Source organism: Peribacillus psychrosaccharolyticus ATCC 23296, assembly GCF_000305495.1.
Taxonomy (GTDB): domain Bacteria; phylum Bacillota; class Bacilli; order Bacillales; family DSM-1321; genus Peribacillus; species Peribacillus psychrosaccharolyticus.
This window is the reverse complement of the sequence record NZ_AJTN02000084.1, coordinates 1-2,574: the sequence shown is the minus strand read 5'-3', so window position 1 is coordinate 2,574 and position 2,574 is coordinate 1. Positions and strand designations below refer to the sequence as shown.

At 32.8% G+C, this 2,574-nt stretch carries 2 protein-coding genes; both read left to right on the top strand.

Going from position 1 to position 2,574, the window contains the following annotated elements; all coding sequences use genetic code 11:
• Positions 1-37: 37 nt before the first annotated feature.
• Positions 38-1,039, top strand: coding sequence for a Gfo/Idh/MocA family protein (locus WYK_RS06010; protein WP_040373658.1), 1,002 nt, complete (start codon positions 38-40; stop codon positions 1,037-1,039).
• Positions 1,040-1,103: 64 nt separating this feature from the next.
• The gene (locus WYK_RS06005; RefSeq protein ID WP_040373657.1) at positions 1,104-2,513 is read left to right on the top strand and encodes a PTS mannitol transporter subunit IICB; all 1,410 of its coding nucleotides are present in this window, start codon (positions 1,104-1,106) and stop codon (positions 2,511-2,513) included.
• Positions 2,514-2,574 lie beyond the last annotated feature (61 nt).

Genomic DNA, 2,574 nt, shown 5'->3' with positions numbered 1-2,574 from the left:
CAATGAATTTTTTTAAAAATGAAAGGAATTGAAAAAAATGGAAAATAAATTAAGAGTAGGGGTCATTGGCGTAGGCCAAATGGGAACACATCACGCAGAGATTTATAAAAAGCTACCTCAAGTAGAATTAGTAGCCTTGTGTGAATACAATAACGAGAGAAGAGTAGAAGTAGAAAAAATATTTGGTTGTAAGGTATATAAAGAGTATAAAGACTTGTTAGAAGATACAAATATTGATGCAGTAAGTATTGTATTACCGGATAATATTCATAGAGAGGCAGTTGAAATTGCTGTAAAAAATAATAAGCATATTTTATTAGAAAAACCAATTGCAAAAGAATTAGAAGATGGAAAAGCGATTTATGAAATTACAAAAGACTATGATAAAACCTTTACTGTAGGTTTCCTATTAAGATATGATCCAAGATTCAATATGGTAAAGCAAAGATTAGATAATGGAGAGTTAGGAGATATCATTCATTTAAATTGTAGAAGGAATAGTCCGATAACAGGACCTAAAAGATATATTGGAGCTTCTGATTTAAGTATGCATGTCATGATTCATGATATTGATTACATCAATTGGTATATGGCAAGTGAACCAGTCAAAGTATTTGCAAAAAGTAGAAGTGTATTACTTAAAGAACAAAAAATGAATGATGTCATTTATGCAATAGTTACTTATGAAAATGGAGCGATTGCATGTCTTGAAGCTTGTTGGGTTCTTCCTGAAAATTCCCCAACTATTATAGATGATAAATTAGAATTAGTAGGTACAAAAGGAGTCGCATATATTGATTCTTGCGACAATGGAGTTAAATTTGTTTCTAATAGTGGAATTTCTTATCCGGATTCTAGACATTGGTATTATGTAAACGGTGAAGTTAGTGGAGCATTAGCTGAAGAAATAATGGCTTTTGTTAATGATTCAATGAATAATAGAAAGTCTATTATTACCCCTAAGGAAGCTTATGATTCTTTAAGAGTTGTTGATGCTATTGAACGTTCCATTAAAGAAGGTCAAGAAGTAAGTCTATAAAAATATAAAATGTAGTTGTTGCTTTAGAGCCTTTAGCTGCATTTGTCTTGGAGGAGGTATCATTATGTCATTTAGAGTAAAGGCTCAACAATTCGGTAGTAAATTAAGTGGGATGGTTATTCCAAACTTAGGTGCTTTCATGGCGTGGGGAATTATAACAGCCGTTGCAGTCGCTATAGATAGTGCTACTTTGAAAGAATTTATAGGTCCAATGCTTACTTATTTATTACCTTTACTTATAGCATTTGCTGCTGGTAAAGCGGTGCATGACTATCGCGGTGGAGTAATTGCTACAGTTGCTACTATGGGAGCAATCATTGGCGCAGACGTAACGATGTTTATTGGTGCAATGATATTAGGACCGTTATCAGCATGGATTTTAAAGAAATTTGATCAAGTGATTGATGGAAAAATCCCTACAGGGTTTGAATTGTTAGTAAATAACTTTTCAGTAGGAATTTTTGGCGCTATTTTGGCTTGGTTAGGCTATATCGGGATTGCTCCATTTGTGTCTGTTTTGACGAATATATTATCTGTAGGAGTAGATGTATTAGTAGATTACAGCTTACTTCCTTTAACAGCCATTTTTATTGAGCCAGCGAAAATATTATTTTTGAATAATGCCATAGGCCAAGGAATATTAAGTCCGCTTGGTAGCATGCAGGTGAGTGAATATGGAAAGTCTATTTTATATCTTTTAGAATCAAATCCGGGACCAGGTCTAGGTATACTGTTAGCTTACATGATTGCAGGTAAGGGAAACTCTAAAGGTTCAGCATTTGGATCAGGTATTATCCATTTCTTTGGTGGAATTCATGAAATTTATTTCCCGTTTGTCTTAATGAATCCTATCCTTGTATTACCATTAATCCTTGGTGGAATAACAGGTACGTTTTTATTTGGATTATTTGATGTTGGTTTGATAGGAGTTTCCTCACCTGGTAGTATTATATCTATTTTAATGATGTCTGCTAGTGGAGATTATTTACAGATTTTAATATCTGTATTAGCTTCAGCAGCCGTTACATGTCTTGTCGGGATTCCTTTAGTTAAACGAGCTAAAAATAATGATAATGAGTTACAAGAAGCAGCAATAAAAATGGAAGAACTAAAAGGTAAAAAAAGTAGTGTATCTTCCGTTTTTAATGCTTCTATAGTTGAAAGTTTAGATTATTCAAGAGTTTTTAAAATTGCTTATGCTTGTGATGCAGGATTAGGTTCAAGTGCTATGGGAGCTAATGTATTACAGAAAAAAATTAAAAAGTCCGGTATCGATGATATATCAGTCTTTCATATTTCAATAAGTAATCTACCAGTAGAAGCGGATATTATAGTTACCCATCAATCTTTAGTTGAAAGAGTATCAGAAAAACAACCAAATACGTATTGTATCGCAATATCTGATTATTTAAATGATCCAGAATATGGCGAATTAGTTCGTAAATTGGTAGATTCAAGAAAAAAAACAGGTTGATAAAGGAGTTTAATATGCTAAAAGCGGTCATAATAGATTTTGATGGAGTTATAGTGGATAC

Bases quoted from the DNA above. Each gene is read 5' to 3' on its own strand.
- WYK_RS06010 (WP_040373658.1), top strand. From the start codon at position 38: ATGGAAAATAAATTAAGAGTAGGGGTCATTGGCGTAGGCCAAATGGGA.
- WYK_RS06005 (WP_040373657.1), top strand. From the start codon at position 1,104: ATGTCATTTAGAGTAAAGGCTCAACAATTCGGTAGTAAATTAAGTGGG.